Below are 18,646 nucleotides of genomic sequence, written 5' to 3'. Positions count from 1 at the left end.
TTCGTCAAGCGCTGTCTGATTTTATGCCCCAGTGACGCGCTATGAATCTGGTCAGATGTCAGCGCTTTTTGCCTCCGGCTGCTCATGTCGCGGGTTCAACAGGCAGCATGGCAACTACTAAGGTGCGCTATGCGTCCGCGACCGGGCGCCTGGAACCCTGCAGCGCTGATCAACGCCCGTATCGTTCCGCCTCCGGCAAACCAGTTCTAATGGCCGTCTCGGATGGCCGTGCCGATAGCACCGTCTCAGGCTTTGAATTCGTCCGCGTGGCGGTGGACCAGCTTCCAACCCTGCTCGTTTCGCCGGAACACTTCGGTAATCCGCAGGTTGACGGATACCGGTGCGCTCTGGCCTTTCAACACGGCCTGGGCTCGGACAATGCCCGCCCAGAACCCCATTTCCACATCGCTGCCCGACTGGAGGATTTCGACTTGCGCACTGCCGCCAGGCACGAATTCGCGCGCTGTCTGTCGATGCACATCATTGACCCTCTGCGCCCCGGACACCGCAATTCCGGAACGCGGGAAGAAGGTTGACGGATCTTCTTGCGATGTCATGGCCAGCATGGCCGCAAAGTCGCCGTTCAGGAAGTCCTCGGACGCCTTGGCGCGGCGCTTGAGGAAATCCGGGAAACTCTCGCGCGATGGCATTTTGCGTCCCTTACTCCATGCCGGTGAAACCAGACGCTAGCCGATGGTTCGCTCCACCATGGCCAGCCAATTCTCAAGCGCGATCTTGCGCACGAGCTCTTCGCCATAACCCCTGTCGAGCAGGGCCTGCAACAATTTTGGAACGCCGGTGACGTCACCAATGACGGCAGGGACCTGCGCTCCGTCGAAATCACTGCCCAGCGCGACGCCGTCCTCGCCCAGAGCTTCGACCAGCGCGTCCAGGTGGCGAACCATCAGTTCCAGCTCGGTATCTGCCTTGAACTGCCCGTCCGGCCGCAGAAATCCGGTGGCAAAATTGAGCCCCACCATGCCTTTGCTTTCACGGATTGCCGACAGCTGCCAGTCGGTAAGATTACGGGCATGCGGACAGATCGCATGGACGTTGGAATGGGTTGCCACCAGCGGATCGCTGCTGATCGCCGCGACATCGCGGAAACCGGCGGCGTTGAGATGGCTGAGATCAATCATTACGCCCAGCTGGTTGCAGGCACGGACCAGTTCCTTGCCGGCATCGCTGAGGCCGGGGCCGATATCAGGGTCGACATTGTGGCGGAAGGGCACGCCGGTACCGAAGGCATTGGCGCGGCTCCAGGTGATGCCGATCGAGCGCAGGCCGGCGGCATAGAGCACGTCGAGCGAGCGGAAATCAGTGTCGATGGCTTCGGCACCCTCGATATGGAAGATCGCGGCGAGCTTTTGCTGCTGCATGGCCGCCCGGATATCCGCTGCGCTCGTGCAGACGGCCAGCGCGCCCTGGCGCTCCAGCCGGAACATGATGGAGGCCATGCCATTGGTGGAGGCCAAGGCGTCCGCTATGGCCAGTTCGGGCGGCAGGTTGGGGCTGAGGCTTGGACTGCCGGACACGGCGGCAAGATTGCTCTTCAGCGGCGGCGGGAACATGGCGAAGAAGCCACCCGCCATGCCGGAGGCCTTGGCGCGCGGCAGGTCGATATGGCCCGTGCCATCGCCCTCGACAAACAGTTTCTCCTTGTCGACGGCCGGCGCATCCAGCAGGCGCAGCAGGGTGTCGTTGTGGCCGTCGAAGAAGGGAATGGTCATCAGGGAATCGCTTTCAGTTGTGAGGCCAATATCAGCCTCTTTGAGGCAGATTTGGCAAACCGCGGCTGTTCCCCTACATATCGATCAACATGACAACCAAAAAACCAACAAAACCAAGAAACACGTCCGGCCCGCGCCGGCCGTCCCAGCCGCGCGCCACGGAATTGCCGACGCGCGAACAATTGCTCGAGGCGCTGGCCCAACAGAGCGATATCAAGGGCAAGCGCGATCTGGCGAAAGTCTTCGGCATTCGCGGCGACATGCGGCGGCCGTTCAAGGCCATGCTGGCCGAGCTTGAGGGCGACGGCGTGATCACGCGCACCCGCAAGGCGCTGCGCCGCACGGCCGCCCTGCCCCATGTGACCGTGCTCGATATCCCGAGTGACGCCGATCCCGATGATCTACATGCCTATCCAGCGCAGTGGAACGAGGAAGAGGGCGACAAGCCGCGCGTCATCGTGCTCAGCGGCCGTGATGCCCGCGTCGTGCCGGCGCCGGGTGATCGTATCCTCGCCCGTATCGACGCCGGCGATGACGAGGTCCCGCTCTATACCGCCAAGGCGATGAAGATCCTCGACAAGCCGCGCCGCGGCCAGATCGGGATCGTTCGCATGGACGATGATGGTGCCCGCCTCATTCCGGTCGATCGCAAGCAGAAGGAAATGCGCATTCCGCTCGGCGACCTGCTGGATGCCAAGGATGGCGACCTGGTCGAAGTGGAGGTCAAGCTCTCCGGCCGGCTGATGATCCCGCGCGCCAAGGTGACTGCCGTCATCGGCAATCCATTGTCGGAAGGCGCGGTCAGCCTTATCGCCATCCATAATCTCGAAATCCCCTACCGCTTCCCCGCCTCTGTGACGCGCGAGGCCGAAGAGGCGAAGGAAGCTACGCTCAAGGGCCGCGAGGACTGGCGCGATCTGCCGCTCATCACCATCGACCCCTTCGATGCCAAGGACCATGACGACGCCGTCTATGCGCAGGCCGACGAAGACCCGGCGAACCCGGGCGGTCATGTCGTCTATGTCGCCATTGCCGATGTCGCCGCCTATGTGCAGCCGGGCACGGCGCTGGACCGCGAGGCCTATCTGCGCGGCAATTCGGTCTATTTCCCCGACCGCGTCGTCCCCATGCTGCCCGAGCGCATCTCCAACGAACTGTGTTCGCTCAAGGAAGGCGAGGCGCGTGCAGCGCTGGCCGTCCGCATGGTCATGGGCGCTGATGGCAAGAAACGCAGCCACAGCTTCCATCGCGTGCTGATGCGTTCTGCCGCCAAGCTCAGCTATCAGCAGGCACAGGCGGCCATCGACGGCCAGGCTGACGACAAGACCGGCCCCATCCTCGATGCGATCCTGCGGCCGCTCTACGCCGCCTATGACGCCATGGCGTCGGCCCGCGACAAGCGTGGCCCCCTAGATCTCGACCTGCCCGAGCGCAAGATCGTTCTCGACTATAAGGGCCTGGTGAAGGACATCCGCATTCCCGAGCGGCTCGATGCGCATCGGCTGATCGAGGAAATGATGATCGCGGCCAACGTTGCCGCGGCCGAAACGCTCGAGCAGAAGCGCTCGCCCCTGCTCTATCGCGTGCATGACGAGCCGAGTTCGGAAAAGCTGCAGGCGCTGCGCGACTTCCTTGGCTCGCTGGAAATCTCGGTCAAGAAATCCGACTCTGTCCGCGCTTCCGACTTCAATGGCATCCTTAGCCAGGCCCGCAAGGCGGGCAATGTGGAACAGGTGTCGGAAATGGTGCTGCGCAGCCAGGCGCAGGCGGAATATTCGGCGGAGAACTACGGCCACTTTGGCCTTAACCTCGACCGCTATGCCCATTTCACCTCGCCGATCCGGCGCTATGCCGATCTGATCGTGCACCGGGCGCTGGTTTCGGCGCTGGGCATGGGCAATGACGGGCTGAGCGAAAACGAGGGCCTGCGGCTGGCCGGCATCGCCCAGCATATTTCCACCACCGAACGCCGCGCCATGCTGGCCGAGCGCGAAACCGCCGATCGCCTGCTGGCGCAATTTCTTGCCACCAAGATCGGCGCGCGTTTCGAGGGCCGCATTTCGGGCGTCACCCGTTCAGGCCTCTTCGTCCGCCTGCTTGAAACTGGCGCCGATGGCTTCATCCCGGCCTCGACCCTGGGCGAGGACTACTATCGCTATGTCGAGGAAAAGCAGGCCATGGTGGGCGATCGCACGGGCGAGACCTTCGCGCTGGGCGATCGCGTAACCGTTCGGCTTCTTGAGGCGGCGCCAGTTGCGGGTGCTCTGCGTTTCGAACTCTTGTCGGAAGGGACGCGCGGCAATCCGTCATCTGGCAGACGGTCGGGCAAGCGCCCATCTAGGAGTTTCGGTCCCAAGGGCCGGAGAAAGAGGTAAGCATGGCCCCGCAAACCCAGCTTCTCGAAGAACGCAGTGTCGGCCAGGCGATGTGGCGTGGCACGCTCTGCAAATGTCCGCACTGCGGCAAGGGCAAGATGTTCCGCGCCTATCTCAAGGTCGCCGACCAGTGCGACGTCTGCGGCGAGGAACTCAACCATCACCGCGCCGACGACCTGCCGCCCTATATCGCCATCACCATTGTCGGGCACATCATTGTCTTCCTGATGCTGCACATGGACATGACCTATCATGTCCAGCCGATGACCTATGTAGTGACGATGATTCCGCTGGCTATCGTATTGCCGCTGCTCATGTTGCCCTCCATCAAGGGTGCCATCGTCGGTTTGCAATGGGCCAACCGCATGTATGGCTTTGGGGCGCCGCATAGAGGCGATTAGCGGTTGAGGATTTCGCCGCTGACGACATCAATCTGCATGCCATCGAACGCCGGCGTTACATGCGCCGGCGTTTCTGCATCGGTCGTGGCATAATCGAGATCGATATGCATGTCGCTGAGCACCGCCTGGCGCGGCGCCATGCGGGCGATCCAGTCCAGGGTTTCGGGCAGGCTCAGGTGGCTCGGATGCGGCGTCGGCCGCAACGCGTCGACGACCCAAAGTTCCAGCCCGGAAATGGCGGGCAGTGACGCTTCCGGGAAGCCGGACAGGTCTACCGAATAGGCAAAATCTTTCACCCTGAAACCGAGGGAGGTAATGTTGCCGTGCTCCTGCTCGAAGGCGATGAGCTCGATTGTGCCCCCCGGACCATCGACCATAAGTGTCTGACCGGCCGTGATTTCATGGGCATTGAGGATGGGTGGATAGTCGCTGCCGGGCGGGGTGACGAAGCAATAGCCGAAGGCCTCGCGGATACGTACGCCGGTTTCTTCGGTGAAATAGACATCCACGCGCTTGCGATTGTGCAGCGCCAGCACGCGCAGGTCGTCGATGCCGTGGAAGTGGTCGGCATGGGCGTGGGTATAGAGCACCGCCTCGACGCGATCGACGCGGGCATCGAGCAATTGTTCGCGCAAGTCGGGGCCGGTATCGATCAGCACGCGGGTCGGCTCGCTGCTATCGTCGCCCCAGGCCTCAATTAAAAGCGCGCAACGACGGCGGCGGTTTCTAGGTTCGTCGGGATCGCAGACGCCCCAGGCATTGCCGATGCGCGGCACGCCGCCGGATGAACCGCAGCCCAGGATGGTCGCGACGATCCTTTGGGCTGCCGGCATGGGTCAAGCCAACCCGGTCTTGGAAAACAGGCGGGCGAAATTGGCTGTCGTTTCGGCACCGAGCTGTTCGAGGCTGATGCCGCGGACTTCGGCGACTTTTTCAGCCGTGTGGCGGACGAAACTGGGTTCGTTGCTCTCACCGCGATGCGGGATCGGGGCGAGATAGGGTGCGTCGGTTTCGACCAAATATCTGTCAGCCGGAACGAATTTCGCGACGTCGCGGATCTCTTCGGCATTGCGGAAGGTGATGATGCCGGAAAAAGAAATGTAACCACCCAGGTCGAGTGCGGTGCGAGCCAGGTCGGGACCTGCGGTGAAGCAATGCAGGAGGAATGGGAAGGCGCCGTTGGCGGATTCTGCCTTCAATATCTCCGCCATGTCGTCGTCGCACTTGCGGCTGTGGATAACCAGGGGAAGACCGGTGATCCGCGCGGCGGCTATGTGACGGAGGAGACCCGTTTTTTGCGCCTCTTTCGGGGCGTTGTCGTAAAAGTAGTCGAGCCCGGCTTCACCGATGGCAACGCAACGGGGATGGGCACTTAGGCGGACAAGTTCATCCGTCGTGATATGCAGTTCCTGGTCGGCGTGATGGGGATGCGTGCCGACCGAGCACCAGACGTTCGGGTAACGTTCCGCCAGCGCGGCATAGGTGGAAAACTTCTCCACAGCTGTGGAAATTGTAACCATGCCAGTGACATCGGCGGCCGCGGCGCGGGCCATGACGCCGTCTATGTCATTGGCAAGCGCCTCGAAGTCGAGGTGGCAATGGCTGTCGATCAGCATGGTCTAGGCCACCGGTTTTTCGATACGCGCGAAGACGCCTTGCGGTACTGGCAGGTCACTATTGGTTAGCAGACTGTTAGCATCGAGCGCAGCAGACAGGGTCCTGAGGTTGTCCGGAACTGCCAACTGGTCAAGCAGCCGCGATGCCGAGGCAGGCACGAAGGCCAACATGGGGATGGTCAGGCGGCGGACCGTGTCGGCGGTGACGTAGAGGACGGTCGCCATGCGCTCGGGATCGGTCTTTTTCAGCGCCCAGGGTTCCTGACCGGCGAAATAGTTGTTGGCCGAGCTGAGGGCCGCAACCAGCGCGCCGGTCGCTTCGTGGACAAGCTGTTCGTCCATGGCCTTCTGCGCGGCTTCGAGCGCGGCAGTGACCTCGGCGATGATGGCTTCGTCAGCTTCGGTCAGCGCACCGGGCGTTGGGACCTTCGCTTCGCAGTTCTTGTTGATCATCGATAAGGAACGCTGCGCCAGATTGCCCAGGTTGTTGGCGAGATCGGCGTTGAGCGCCGATTGGTCAGCTTTTCGTTGGAATAGTCGCCATCATTGCCGAAGGAGACCTCGCGCAGGAAGAAATAGCGCACGGCATCGGCGCCGAACTGGTCCACGAGCTCAAACGGGTCGATGACATTGCCCAGCGACTTGCTACATCTTCTGGCCGTCGACGGTGAGGAAGCCATGGGCGAAGACGCGGTGCTGCACCTCGATGCCGGCGCTCATCAGGAATGCGGGCCAGTAGACCGTGTGGAAGCGGATGATGTCCTTGCCGATGACATGCAGGTCCGCCGGCCAGAACTTCTTGAACAGTTCGCTGGCCTCGTCGGGGAAGCCGACACCGGTGATGTAGTTGGTCAGCGCGTCGACCCAGACATACATGACGTGGCCTTCGGGTCGCCCGGGACGGGCATGCCCCAGTCGAAGGTGGTGCGGCTGATGGAGAGGTCCTGCAGCCCGCCCTTCACGAAGGAGATGACCTCGTTGCGGCGTCTCCTGGGCGCGATGAAATCCGGACTGGCCTCGTAGAGCGTCGAGGAGCTCTGTCCTGATAGGCAGAGAGGCGGAAGAAATAGCTCTCCTCCTCGACCCATTCGACCGGCGGCGCCGGTCGGGCGCCAGGCGCGTGCCGTCGGGCTGAGTGTCCGTCCTCGCTCGTCGAAATAGGCCTCGTCGCGCACCGAGTACCAGCCCTGTAGTTGGCGAGATAGATGTCGCCATTGGCCTGCATCCGCCGCCAGAGCTCCTGGCTCGACGGGTAGATGATCGGCATCGGTGGTGCGGATGAAGCGGTCGAAGGAGACCCGAGCACTCGTCCATGGCGCTTGAAGCGGCCGCAGTTCTTGTCGCGCCAGCTCACGCGGCGTAAGCCCTGCGCGGCGGCGGTCTGCACCATCTTGAGCCGTGCTCGTCCGTGCCGGTGAGGAAAAGACGTCGTCGGCCGTCGAGCCGCTTGAAGCGCGCGATGGCGTCGGTCGCGATCATCTCATAGGCGTGGCCGATATGGGGCGCGCCGTTGGGGTAGGAAATCGCGGTCGTGACGTAGAACGGCTTGGTGGTCATGGGGACTCTGGCGAAACAAACAGGGCAACATGCTTCCTGATCGCGTCGAAAATGGCGACGAGCGTCTGTTTCATATCGAGACTTATGCTGTCAGCCTCGGCGAAGAGGGCGTGTGCCTTGTCCCATAGCTCGTTGGCAGAGGCAAGGCGCATGCGGGCGCCCGGCTGCATTGCGGCAGTGCGGGCCTCGTCTGCCATCCAGTCGTCGAGCATTTCGCGGGCAAAGGTCAGTTCGGTACTCTGCCGATCGGCGCCCAGGGTTTCGGCGAGGCCGATGGAAATGGCGGCCGGATGCCGGGCCGGATTGGCGAGCCAGGATTGCAGCGCGCCCAGCGCGGAATCGGCGTCCAAAGCCAGGGTCTCGAAGGCGCGGCGTGGGCGGCCGGAAGCCAGCCCAATGGCGCGGTCGACTTCGAGCTGTCCGAGACTGGGATCATGGTCGAGCAGGACGCCACGCACGTCATCGGCGCTAACAGGGCGCAGGGCCAGGTTGTGGCAGCGCGACTTGATGGTGGGCAGCAGCTGGCCGGGGCGATGCGAAATGAGCAGGAAGATCGTATCGGCCGGCGGCTCTTCGAGCGTCTTCAGCAGCGCATTGGCGGCAGAGGGATTGCAGTCGTCGATCGAGTCGATGATGGCGACGCGGTGCCCGGCCCTGCCCCGCGTGTGATGCAGGCTATCGCGCAGCTCGCGCACGTCTTCGACGCGGATGACGGTGTAATAGCCCTTGGCATCCTTGAGACGGCGGCGCAGCAGGAAAAGATTGGGATGCGACATGGCCGCAATCTGCTCTTCGACGCGGTGACCGTCCTCGTCGCCTGTCTCGGTCAGGATGGCGGCCGCCAGTTCGAAGGCGAAGGTCGCCTTGCCAATGCCCTGCGGTCCATGCAGCAGGATGGCGCCCGGCAGGCGGCGTTCGGCAAGCTGCTGCAGGATGGGCCCGCGCACCTTGTCGTGGCCACGCGCCTGCTGGCGGCGCTCGGGCGGCAGAACCTCATCAAGTGCATCGGGATCGTTCACGCCTGAACGCCCAGCTCGGGAAAGCGCTGGCTGACGGTCTGCCAGATGGCAGTTTCGAGGGCATCTTCGCTCTGGGCGGCGGAAAGGACCGTGCAACGCTCCGGATTGGCTTTGGCAATGGCCAGAAAGCCGTCGCGCAGCTTCTTGTGCCAGTCGAGCTCTTCCTTTTCGAAGCGATCGCCGGTCTGCTGCAGCCCGTCCTCGATGGCGCGCTCGGCGACGCGCTTGAAGGCGTCTTCGGGATCCATGTCGAGAACGATGGTGAGGTCGGGCGTATTGCCGTCGAGCGCCATGCTTTCCAGCCCTTCGATCAGCTTGTCATCGACGCCGCCCGTCAGGCCCTGATAGGCGCGGGTAGAATCGTGGAAGCGATCGGAGAGCACCCAGACGCCATTGCGCAGGTTGGGCGCGATCAGCTGGGTGACGTGGTCATAGCGGGCCGCGGCAAACAGCACGGCTTCGGCACCGGGGCCCCACTTCTCCGAGCGCCCCTGCAGGATGAAGGAACGGATGGCTTCGGCCTTGGGCGTGCCACCGGGCTCGCGGGTACGGACGACCTCGATCCCGCTCTCCTGCAGTTTTTGCTGCAGGCGCTTGATCTGGGTGGATTTGCCGACGCCCTCACCACCCTCGAAGGTGATGAAGCGCGCGGCTCGCTGTTTGGACGCATCGAGCATTGGGGTTACATATATGAGTCAAGGATATGCGGCTAGACTTGGCCAAGCTGCAGCAATTTCTCACCGCGTCATTCCCGCGAAAGCGGGAATCCCTCTTCACACCGGCAAAGGAGATTCCCGCTTCCGCGGGAATGACGTCGTGGCTGGGCAAAGCTTGCTTCAGGGAATCCAGCCCAGCGCCAGTTGCTTGAGGGCATCGGTTGCCTTGCGGACGATGTCGCCCTCGGTCACGGTTTCAGCGGCAAACAGCGGCGCGACCTGCACCAATTGGTCGTCGCAGAAGACGCGCAGTTCGGCGACCTCGTCACCCTGCATGACCGGCGGCATAAGCGGACCAGTATAGGAGACCGAAGCCGAGAGGCAACGGCGGGAACCGCGTGGCAGGTAGAGAGCGATCTCGCCCTGGCCGACGAGGCCGACGCTACCCTCGACGCCGCCATAGACATTGGCATGGGCGACCACGGCGCCATCAGCATAGGCCGAGACGCGTTCGAAGGCGCGCGCTCCCCAGGTGATGAGTTTGCGGCCCTCTTCGGTGCGCTGCGACATGGAGGTGAGGCCATGCACCACGGCAATCAGGCGCCGCCCGCCCTGGTCGGTGGAGATAACCGACCCGTAACCGGCAGCTTCGGTATGACCGGTCTTGAGGCCATCGACGCCGATGCCCATTTCGACCAGCGAATTGCGATTGGGCTGGTTGATGCCGTTCCACTCCATCTCGGGCTCGGAGAAGTAGTGGTAATATTGCGGGAATTCGCCGATCAGGTAGCGCCCGAGATCGGCGAGGTCACGTGCCGTGACATGCATGTCCGGATCCGGCAGGCCGGTGGGATTGGTGAAATGGGAATCGGTCAGGCCGATTTCCTCGGCCAGCTCGTTCATCATGGCAGCGAAGCTGCCTTCCGAGCCGGCAATGCCCTCGGCGAGAATGATGGCTGCGTCATTGCCCGACTGGATGATGACGGAACGGACGAGATTTTCCACCGAGATCAATGAATTGAGATCGGCGAACATGGTGGAACCGCCCGAGGAGGCGCCGCCGGTGCGCCAGGCGTGTTCGGAGACGAAGAATTCGTCGCCCATTTTGACGCGGCCGTCGCGGATTTCATGAAAGACCACGGCGATGGTCATGAGCTTGGCCATGCTGGCCGGCTCCATCGGCAGGTCAGCATCCTTCTGGAAGATGACCGTGCCGGATTCCTCGTCCATGAGGATGGCGAATTTCGCCTGGGTTTCGAACTGCGCCTGGGCCAGAGCGGGAGACGTCAGTGCCAGCACCGTCGCCAATACCTGCCAGATACGCATTGCATTCCCCCTCGCGGGCTTTCCGCCCGTGCTTCAGCCTAATTGAGTCTTATGTCGTTGAGGCCTAGGCCGCGAGCCATCTCGACTACATCATTGCGTGATACACCGGGCTTGAGCCAGGTCAGGGACAGCTGGGTTTCGTTGCGGCCGTTGACGGTGACCGGCTCTTCGCTGACGGCGCCCAGGATGGCGAACTGTTCCGACATGGCGACGGCATTGTCATAGCTGGCAAAGCTGCCGAGCGTGATGTCGACGGTGCGCGCGTCGGCGGACATGGACTGGGCCCAATCCTCCAGATCCGGCGAGGCCGTGCCGACGGCATTCACGGCGGCAAAGGCCGTGCCGATATTGGCATCGGCCTGCTCTGGTGTCGTGTCGGCGTAGGAGAAAATGCTGCCGAAGAAATTGCCCGCCATATCGGCGAGACTGTTGGTGCCATCGTTGTAGGCGAACTGGGTTTCGCTCTGATAGGCCGGGCCGGAATAGGAGGCGACCAGCTGGCGGGTGTCGTCGCCTTCGAGCGGCGCCGGGCCGACATACTCGGCCTTGATCTGGGTTGAGCCGGCATTGACATAGCCGAGCATGGTGGCGGCGCGATAGCTGAGATCCATGATGCGGCCGGACATATAGGGCCCGCGGTCATTGACGCGTACGATCACCGAACGGCCGTTTGCTTCGTTGGTGACACGGACATAGCTCGGCAGCGGCAGCGTGGGATGCGCGCCGGTGATGGCATTGGCCGAGAAGATTTCGCCATTGGCGGTGCGGCGACCATGGAAATCGGAGCCATACCAGGAGGCGCCACCAGTGGCGACGTAACCGGGCTGCTCGGCTGGCGTATAGACCTTGCCGCGCACGGTATAGGGCTTGCCGACCTGATAGCGACCACCGCCCTTGGGCGGATTGGGATGAGAAGTCACGCGCGGCGACGAGGAGACGCCAAATTCGGAGGATGTGAAGGCGGAGCGCTTGACCGTTGCGCCCAGGCCGCCACCGGAACAGGCGGCAATCATGGGGGCAATCAGGGATGCCAGGGCGACAAGGCGGATGGCTTTACGCCAGTGGATCGTCGTCACGGTATGCTACTCTTACGCTAGTCACAAAATGAGTGCCGATCATAACGCGATCGGAATGCACCCGCGCGTATGCTAGCGAAATCTGGTTTCGGTCCGGTTAAAGACAATGAAGTCTTAGCGCAGCGACAGGCATTTGATGCTAGTGCGGGTTGAACGCACGGCCATTCGGCCATAGGCCTCATGGCGTTCAAACATAAATTGCCCACCGGCGCAATTTTGCCGAAGGCCAGTTTGAAGTTGCGCGTTTGCAGACATAAAGATATCTTTATGTCCTCTGACAGACCCCGAAGTTCAAGGTAGATGGCGATGAGCCAAGTCAATGACGCCCATATTCCCGACTGGAACGAGGTCCGCGCTGCGCTGACCAAGGCTGCGCAGGAGCGCATCCTGATTCTGGACGGCGCCATGGGCACCATGATCCAGCGCCAGAAACTGACTGAGGAAAATTTCCGGGGCGACCGGTTCAAGGACTGGACCATGCCGCTGCAGGGCAACAATGACCTGCTGGTGATCACGGAGCCGCAGATCATCGAGGATATCCACTACCAGTATTTCATGGCTGGTGCCGATATCGCCGAGACCAACACCTTCTCGGCCACCTGGGTGGCGCAGGCGGACTATGCTTGCGAGAGCGCGGTCTATGACATCAACTATCAGGGCGTGGTGGTGGCGCGTCGCGCAGCCTTGCGTGCCGAGCAGACCGACGGTCGCCGCCGTTTCGTGGCTGGCGCAATCGGGCCGACCAACAAGACCTCGTCCATGTCCACGGACGTGACGAGCCCCGGCTTCCGCTCGATCACCTTCGATCAACTGGTGGACGCCTATGGCGAGGCCATTCGCGGCCTGGTCGATGCCGGCGCGGACCTGCTGCTGTTTGAGACCATCACCGATACGCTCAACACCAAGGCCGGCATTTTTGCCGCCCAGCGGCTGTTCGAGGAGCGCGGCATCGACGTGCCGATCATGATTTCGGGCACGATCACCGATCTTTCCGGCCGCACTCTCTCGGGCCAGACGCCGACAGCCTTCTGGTATTCGGTGCGCCATGCTCAAGCCGCTTACCGATCGGGCTCAACTGCGCGCTCGGCGCCAATGCCATGCGCGCGCATCTGCGCGAACTGCAGCGATGTGCCGACACGCATCTCTGCGCCTATCCGAATGCCGGCCTGCCCAACGCCATTCGGCCAGTATGACGAAAGCCCGGAGTTATGGCGAGCAGGTGGAAGGCTTGCGCAGGCGCGGCATCTCAACATCGTCGGCGGCTGCTGCGGTTCGACGCCGGACCATATCGCCGCCATTGCCGGCGCGGTCAGCAAGTACCCACCCCGCGTGGTGCCAGAGGCGACGCCCTTTCTGCGGCTGGCGGGTCTGGAACCCTTCACGCTGACCAAGGACATTCCCTTCGTCAATGTCGGCGAGCGCACCAATGTCACGGGCTCCGCCCGCTTCCGCAAGCTGATCACGGCGGGCGACTATACCGCTGCGCTCGATGTTGCGCGTGACCAGGTGGCCAATGGCGCGCAGGTCATCGACATCAATATGGATGAGGGCCTGATCGACAGTAAGCAGGTGATGATCGACTTCCTCAACCTGCTCGCCGCCGAACCAGATATCGCCAAGGTGCCGCTGATGATCGACTCGTCCAAATGGGACGTGATCGAGGCCGGTCTCAAATGCGTGCAGGGCAAGGCGCTGGTCAATTCCATCTCGATGAAGGAAGGCGAGGAGCAGTTCCTCCATCACGCCCGCCTCGTGCGCGCCTATGGCGCCGCGGTCGTGGTGATGGCCTTTGACGAAAAGGGCCAGGCCGACACGCAGGAACGCAAGGTGGAAATCTGCACGCGCGCCTACAAGCTGCTCACGGAGAAGGTCGGCTTCCCGCCCGAGGATATCGTCTTCGATCCGAATGTCTTCGCGGTGGCGACGGGCATCGAGGAGCACAATAATTACGGCAATGATTTCATTGGGGCGACCAAGGAAATCGTCGCCACCCTGCCCCATGTCCACATCTCGGGCGGCATCTCGAACCTGAGCTTCTCGTTCCGTGGCAATGAGCCGGTGCGCGAGGCCATGCATGCGGTGTTTCTGTATTATGCCATCCAGAATGGCATGGACATGGGCATCGTCAATGCCGGGCAGCTGGCGGTCTATGAGAGTATCGATCCGGAACTGCGCGACGCCTGCGAGGATGTGATCCTCAACCGTAACCCGGAAGCGACCGATCGCCTCTTGGCGCTGGCGGAGCGCTATCGCGGCACGGCCGGCAAGGAAGCGGCCGGCAAGGATCTGAGCTGGCGCGAGAAGTCCGTGGAAGAGCGGATTGCCCATGCGCTGGTCAATGGCATTACCGAATATATCGATGCCGATACCGAGGAAGCGCGGCTGAAGCTGCCACGGCCGCTGCATGTGATCGAAGGGCCGTTGATGAGCGGCATGTCGGTGGTGGGTGACCTGTTCGGCTCGGGAAAAATGTTCCTGCCGCAGGTGGTCAAATCCGCCCGGGTGATGAAACAGGCCGTGGCCCATCTCCTGCCCTATATGGAAGCCGAGAAGAATGCCGACGGCAATGCCACCGGCCGCCAGAGCGCCGGCAAGGTGCTGATGGCGACGGTCAAGGGCGACGTGCACGATATCGGCAAGAACATCGTCGGCGTCGTGCTGAGTTGCAACAATTACGAGATCATCGATCTCGGCGTCATGGTGCCGACGGCCAAGATTCTTGAAGTCGCCAAGACCGAGAATGTCGACATCATCGGTCTCTCGGGGCTGATCACGCCGTCGCTCGACGAAATGGTGCATGTGGCGGCCGAGATGGAGCGCGAGGGATTCGATATTCCGCTGCTGATCGGCGGCGCGACGACCAGCCGCGTGCATACGGCGGTGAAGATCCATCCGCGCTACAATGCCGGCCAGGCGGTGCATGTGCATGACGCCAGCCGTGCCGTGGGCGTGGTGGGGAACCTGCTGTCCAAGGACAACAAGGTCAGCTTCATTGAAGATATCCGCGCCGAATATGCCAAGGCGGCAGCGGCGCACGAACGGGCCGAGCTCGAAAAGAAGCGCGTGCCACTGGCGGAAGCCCGGGCCAATAGCTTCAAGCCCGACTGGAGCGGTTACACGCCGCCCAAGCCGACCTTCCTCGGCACGAAGGTGTTCGACAATGTCGATCTTGCGGAACTGGCAAAATACATCGACTGGACGCCCTTCTTCCAGACCTGGGAGCTCAAGGGGCGCTATCCGGCGATCCTTGAAGACGAGCGTCAGGGCGAGGCCGCGCGCCAGCTCTGGGCCGACGCCCAGAAGATGCTCAAGCAGATCATCGATGAAAAGTGGTTCAATCCGCGCGGCGTGGTCGGTTTCTGGCCGGCAAACGCCGTGGGCGATGACATTCGCCTGTTCAGCACCGAGGGCCGTGAGGAAGAACTGGCAACGCTGTTCACGCTGCGCCAGCAGCTGGGCAAGCGCGATGGCAAGGCGCATATGGCGCTGAGTGATTTCGTGGCACCCTTGGGCACGCCCGATTATCTGGGTGCCTTCGTGGTGACGGCGGGTCTCGAGGAAGTGGCGATCGCGGAAAAGTTCGATGCGCAGAATGACGATTACTCGTCCATTCTGGTCAAGGCTCTGGCTGACCGCTTTGCCGAAGCCTATGCGGAGCAGATGCACCAGGTCGTGCGCAAGCAATATTGGGGCTATGGCGCCGACGAGACCTTCGGGCCCGACGAGCTGGTCGGCGAACCCTACCAGGGCATTCGCCCGGCGCCGGGCTATCCGGCCCAGCCCGACCATACGGAAAAGACCACGCTGTTCCGCCTGCTCGATGCGGAGAAAAACGCCGGCGTGACGCTGACGGAAAGCTATGCCATGTGGCCGGGCTCGTCGGTCTCGGGGCTCTATTTCAGCCATCCGAATGCCTATTACTTCGGCGTAGCCAAGGTGGAGCGCGATCAGGTGGTGGACTATGCCGAGCGCAAGAACATGGCTGTGGCGGAAGTGGAACGCTGGCTGGGGCCGATCCTGAACTACATTCCGGGTCCGGCTATCGTGGCGGCGGAGTGAGGCGAAGAAGAGTTTTTGCGGGGTACCCCCACCTAACCTCCCCCTGAAAAGGGGGAGGGACTGCGGGGTGGGTTTGGCGAGATGGTGCCCCAAGCTGGATCTGTCCCTCCCCCTATCAGGGGGAGGTTAGGTGGGGGTATCCTCTTGAACACAAAGCTCAATCCCATCCCCGTCACCCTCATCACCGAGCCCGGCAAACTCGTGCCGCTGGACGGCGATACCGCCCTGCTCCGCCTGCCGGCCAATACTGGTCATGGCCATGCCGATGGTACAGCCTGCGTCGCCTGCGCGGCACAGCTCGATGTGCGGGCGCAGCTGTTCAATCTGCTTGAAGGCGCGAGGCAAGGCCTGCGGCCGAGTTTCAGCAAGGTGGTAGTGGATGCTTCGGCGGTAACCGACACGTCACGTGTCGTGGATGCACTGACCGGACGGCTGCCGGCACAGGCGCTGCGCGACCATACGGTTGCGCGGCTGTTTTATCTCGCCGGTTGAAGGTTTGCCGCTAGATCGCTGAATGCGCGCTAGAAGTGGTAGCGCAGGCCCACGGTATTGGCGTTGGAGCCTTCGCCCATGCCGCCCAGGGTTTCCCAGCCGCCCGAGCGATGCTGCAGGCGGTAGAAGATTTCCACATTGGGATTGGAGTCGAAGGACAGGCTCAGCTCGGGCGCCATGTAGAAGAGGACGCTGCTGTCGCCGTCGCCGCGCGACAGTTCACGCACGACTTCCACATCGAGCGGCGCCGTGGTGGCCGAGAACCCGCCCGTGACGCTGGCCGAAACCTTGAAACGATCGGTGTGGATGAATCCATCGGCGCGGATCACCGCACCGGCCCAGACTTCGCCCGACACATCGGGCCCCTTGCGCAGCGAGGCGCCGGCTTCGATGCCGAGCTTGAGCCCGTCGTCCTGGCCGTAGACAAATGTCTGCACGCCACCGCCCAGGATATAGGCGTCGGTATAGTCGGTGCCGATGAAGTTGAAGGTCTCGCCGACCGATTCCGTGCTGAACAGCCCGCCGAAGACGAAGACATTGCTATCCTCAAGCCACCAGGGCGTGGTGGTCTGAGGCGTGCTGAACTGATCCTGGCCATGGGCGGAGGCCACGGTTGCAGTCAGGGCGGCAATGGCGAGAAAAGAACGAAGCTTCAACAAACTACCCCAACAATCCGGTCGATCCAGATAGGACGGTTTCTCCTAAAAAGACACTAACCGGGCGACATGATGGCAGGAGACAACGCCACAGCGTTTCCAGCCGTCACACGCAGAATCCCTGTGACAATGCTGTAACAAACCCGCGGTTTTATGGCTACCTGTCAGGTGCATAGCAGCCGGCTAGGGCTGAAAGCGCACCAGCGGCGTGTCGGCGCGCAAATAGAGCGGATGCTTGGGCGAGCCGTCGCCATTGGTGCCGAAGCACCAAAGATCGACACCATCACTTTTGAGTGCAGTCACCAGTTCGCGCCCCGCCGGCGCCAGCGCCTTGTTGAGCTTGCCGTGGCAGAGGACAACGAAATCGGCGCCCGCTGCCGCCGTGCGGATGGCCGGGATATTGTCGCCGGACACGGCCACCACGCCCGGTGCGAGCAGCATCTTGGGATCGGTGGCGCGATAGTCGCCGACATTGGCCTTGACCATGGCCGTATAGCCCTCACGATTGGCGAAGGTCCATTCACGCGCGCAGGTCGGATCATTGACCGTGGCATCGGCGGTGGAGGGGTTCATGCCGATGAAGAGGATATAGCGCTCGGGAAAGCTCTCGCCCGCCCAACGCCGCATCAGCTGACGATATTTTCCGTCCTTGCTGAAGCTGGCATCGCCCTTGACGCCCGGCATCAGCGCCAGGCGGACCTTGCCGCCTGGATCGTGACTGTCGACGCTCATGCGGTGAGATCGCTCGGCGCCACGAGGCCATTGATCAGCGAGGCCGTGGTGACCGTATTGGCCAGGAGGCAGGCAATGGTCATCGGCCCGACGCCGCCCGGGACCGGCGTGATGGCGCCAGCGACTTCAGCGGCTTCGGCATAGGCGACGTCGCCAACCAGGCGCGTCTTGCCCTCGCCTTTTTCCGGCGCCGGCACGCGGTTGATGCCGACGTCGATCACGGTGGCGCCCGGCTTGATCCAGTCGCCCTTGATCATCTCTGGCCGGCCAACGGCGGCCACGACGATATCGGCCTTACGCACGACATCGGCCAGATCGCGGGTCTTGGAATGGGCGACAGTGACGGTGCAGTTCTCGTGGATGAGCAGCTGCATCATCGGCTTGCCGACGAGGTTGGAGCGACCGATGATCACCGCATTGAGGCCCGACAGCGAGCCAAGCTGGTCGCGCAGCAGCATCAGACAGCCCAGCGGCGTGCAGGAGACGGGGCCCGGCAGGCCGATCTGCACCTTGCCGACATTGGCCGGGGTAAAGCAGTCGACATCCTTGGCCGGATCGATGGCCTCGATTACCGAGATCGGATCGATATGTTTTGGCACGGGCATCTGCACCAGGATGCCGTGCACGCGATCATCGGCATTGAGGCGCTTCACCAGCTCGAGCAGTTCGGCTTCGCTGGTGTCCTCTGCCAATTCGTATTTGAAGGATTCCATGCCGACTTCGGCAGTCTGTTTCGCCTTGTTGGTCACATAGACCTGGCTGGCCGGATCATGCCCGACAATCACCACGGCGAGGCCCGGCGTAATGCCATGCTGGCTCCTGAGCCGCTCCACATGGCCGGCCACGCGGCTGCGCAGCCCCTCGGCAAAGCTCTTTCCGTCGATGATTTTTGCGGTCATGTCGGCCCCGATCTGCTGATGTGGTGATGCCGGTGACATAAGCGATGGCGGG

Annotated in this window: 15 protein-coding genes and 1 pseudogene; 4 read left to right on the top strand and 12 right to left on the bottom strand. The window is 62.5% G+C overall.

Annotated features, from left to right (window positions below; all coding sequences use genetic code 11):
• Positions 1–245: 245 nt before the first annotated feature.
• Together P0Y65_07085 and P0Y65_07080 are read right to left on the bottom strand one after the other, a co-directional pair.
• The gene (locus P0Y65_07085) at positions 246–650 is read right to left on the bottom strand and encodes a nuclear transport factor 2 family protein (GenBank protein WEK06011.1); all 405 of its coding nucleotides are present in this window, start codon (positions 648–650) and stop codon (positions 246–248) included.
• 36 nt (positions 651–686) lie between these two features.
• Complete coding sequence (locus P0Y65_07080; protein WEK06010.1) at positions 687–1,730, bottom strand: dipeptidase; 1,044 nt, start codon at positions 1,728–1,730, stop codon at positions 687–689.
• 164 nt (positions 1,731–1,894) lie between these two features.
• Here P0Y65_07080 and rnr point away from each other — a divergent pair, with 164 nt between their 5' ends.
• Both rnr and P0Y65_07070 read left to right on the top strand, forming a co-directional pair.
• Entirely contained in the window at positions 1,895–4,105 is a 2,211-nt protein-coding gene (rnr, locus tag P0Y65_07075) for a ribonuclease R (protein ID WEK06009.1), read from the top strand.
• 2 nt (positions 4,106–4,107) lie between these two features.
• The gene (locus P0Y65_07070; GenBank protein WEK06008.1) at positions 4,108–4,506 is read left to right on the top strand and encodes a DUF983 domain-containing protein; all 399 of its coding nucleotides are present in this window, start codon (positions 4,108–4,110) and stop codon (positions 4,504–4,506) included.
• Here the strand turns inward: P0Y65_07070 and P0Y65_07065 are convergent.
• The 7 genes and pseudogenes from P0Y65_07065 to P0Y65_07035 form a co-directional block, all read right to left on the bottom strand.
• The gene (locus P0Y65_07065) at positions 4,503–5,339 is read right to left on the bottom strand and encodes an MBL fold metallo-hydrolase (protein WEK06007.1); all 837 of its coding nucleotides are present in this window, start codon (positions 5,337–5,339) and stop codon (positions 4,503–4,505) included. The two genes, P0Y65_07070 and P0Y65_07065, sit on opposite strands and share 4 nt — an antisense overlap.
• A gap of 3 nt (positions 5,340–5,342) precedes the next feature.
• The gene (locus tag P0Y65_07060) at positions 5,343–6,122 is read right to left on the bottom strand and encodes a TatD family hydrolase (protein ID WEK06006.1); all 780 of its coding nucleotides are present in this window, start codon (positions 6,120–6,122) and stop codon (positions 5,343–5,345) included.
• Between the two features lie 3 nt (positions 6,123–6,125).
• Positions 6,126–7,679: pseudogene (gene metG / locus P0Y65_07055) on the bottom strand (methionine--tRNA ligase).
• Positions 7,676–8,698 carry an AAA family ATPase gene (locus P0Y65_07050; protein ID WEK06005.1) on the bottom strand — a complete coding sequence of 341 codons (1,023 nt, stop codon included), beginning with the start codon at positions 8,696–8,698 and terminating at the stop codon, positions 7,676–7,678. The pseudogene metG and the gene P0Y65_07050 overlap by 4 nt, the downstream one beginning before the upstream one ends.
• Positions 8,695–9,375 (bottom strand): dTMP kinase, encoded by a 681-nt coding sequence (gene tmk / locus P0Y65_07045; GenBank protein WEK06004.1) that lies wholly within the window; start codon positions 9,373–9,375, stop codon positions 8,695–8,697. Before tmk ends, P0Y65_07050 begins: the two co-directional genes overlap by 4 nt.
• Positions 9,376–9,534: 159 nt before the next feature.
• Complete coding sequence (locus P0Y65_07040) at positions 9,535–10,680, bottom strand: D-alanyl-D-alanine carboxypeptidase (protein WEK06003.1); 1,146 nt, start codon at positions 10,678–10,680, stop codon at positions 9,535–9,537.
• A 38-nt stretch (positions 10,681–10,718) separates the two neighbouring features.
• On the bottom strand, positions 10,719–11,756 hold the full coding sequence (locus P0Y65_07035; GenBank protein WEK06002.1) for a septal ring lytic transglycosylase RlpA family protein: 1,038 nt from the start codon (positions 11,754–11,756) through the stop codon (positions 10,719–10,721).
• 306 nt (positions 11,757–12,062) lie between these two features.
• On the opposite strand from P0Y65_07035, the gene metH reads away from it, so the two are divergent.
• Together metH and P0Y65_07025 are read left to right on the top strand one after the other, a co-directional pair.
• Positions 12,063–15,815 (top strand): methionine synthase, encoded by a 3,753-nt coding sequence (gene metH / locus P0Y65_07030; protein WEK06001.1) that lies wholly within the window; start codon positions 12,063–12,065, stop codon positions 15,813–15,815.
• A 144-nt stretch (positions 15,816–15,959) separates the two neighbouring features.
• Positions 15,960–16,307, top strand: coding sequence for a hypothetical protein (locus tag P0Y65_07025; protein WEK06000.1), 348 nt, complete (start codon positions 15,960–15,962; stop codon positions 16,305–16,307).
• Positions 16,308–16,336: 29 nt separating this feature from the next.
• On the opposite strand, the gene P0Y65_07020 is transcribed toward P0Y65_07025, so the two are convergent.
• From P0Y65_07020 to folD, 3 genes are all read right to left on the bottom strand, one after another.
• Positions 16,337–16,963 carry a hypothetical protein gene (locus P0Y65_07020; protein WEK05999.1) on the bottom strand — a complete coding sequence of 209 codons (627 nt, stop codon included), beginning with the start codon at positions 16,961–16,963 and terminating at the stop codon, positions 16,337–16,339.
• A 183-nt stretch (positions 16,964–17,146) separates the two neighbouring features.
• Complete coding sequence (locus tag P0Y65_07015) at positions 17,147–17,695, bottom strand: DUF1643 domain-containing protein (GenBank protein ID WEK05998.1); 549 nt, start codon at positions 17,693–17,695, stop codon at positions 17,147–17,149.
• Positions 17,692–18,594: a bifunctional methylenetetrahydrofolate dehydrogenase/methenyltetrahydrofolate cyclohydrolase FolD gene (gene folD / locus P0Y65_07010; protein ID WEK05997.1), complete on the bottom strand. Its 903-nt coding sequence runs from the start codon at positions 18,592–18,594 to the stop codon at positions 17,692–17,694. Before folD ends, P0Y65_07015 begins: the two co-directional genes overlap by 4 nt.
• Positions 18,595–18,646: the final 52 nt, after the last annotated feature.

Origin of the sequence: Candidatus Devosia phytovorans (assembly GCA_029202405.1) — a bacterium.
GTDB classification, from domain to species: Bacteria; Pseudomonadota; Alphaproteobacteria; order Rhizobiales; family Devosiaceae; genus Devosia; species Devosia phytovorans.
This window is presented reverse-complemented; position numbering and strand designations above follow the sequence as displayed.